The sequence below is a fragment of the Paraperlucidibaca sp. genome (assembly GCF_982810325.1).
Window position 1 is genome coordinate 1 of sequence record NZ_CEYEMI010000056.1, and the last position, 839, is coordinate 839.

The window sequence follows — 839 nt, forward strand, 5'->3', positions numbered from 1 at the left end:
TCATGAAAATCGTTGTTCACGGTAACACTCCATTTGCCTGGACCTCTGCTGTGCACCTAGCCGGCATCGGCCACACCGTCACGCTCTGCGCCGACTGGTCGCGTTGCTTGCGCACACCCGACGCCGAGCTCGCGCGTGAACCCGGCCTGCTCACGCAATTACACGATTTGGTGCCCAAAGGTCTGCTCACGCTGAGCAGTGGCGAGGGGCTGATGAGCGCGGTCAGCGCTCAAGCACCAAGCGTTGCAGGTGCAAGTGATGTCAACGCAGATGCCTTTGCCATTGATCAGCATTGGCTTGCTCTTGGTGGATCAGCAGATGAGCTTTTGGCTTATGCCAAGCGTTTGAAATCAGAGCGTGGCACTGCCTTGGCGCCGCTGGTGGTGCTTTCGCCATATCCGCTCGGCACTTTGGCACGGCTCAAGCAGGCCGTCGATGCCATGGTCTACGCGCTGCCGATTTTCGCACGCGGCGGCAGCATGCTCTCTAACCTCGCGAAACCGCCGCTACTGGTCATCGGTTGCGATGACGAGGCTCACACCGCTTTCATGCTCGAAACCTTGCGTCCAATGACGCGCCGCGCCGGTGAAGTAATGTTGGTGCCGCTCGCCGCCGCCGAGCTGATCAAAAGTAGCGTCAACGCCATGCTCGCCACGCGCATGAGCTTTATGAACGAGATGGCCACGCTCTGCGAAAGCGTTGGTGTCGACATCGACCTCGTGCGCCAAGGCCTCGCCGCCGACCCGCGCATCGGCTCCGACTATCTCGACGCCGGCTGCGGCTTTGGCGGCCCCAGCTTCTCCGATGAGCTCCTCGATTTCTCGCGCAGCGTGCAGGCT

1 pseudogene is annotated in these 839 nt (G+C 61.1%); it reads left to right on the forward strand.

The annotated features are described in order from the left end of the window. Window positions 1-839 (forward strand): annotated as a pseudogene (locus AC3DKE_RS10930) (hypothetical protein); the annotation flags it as partial.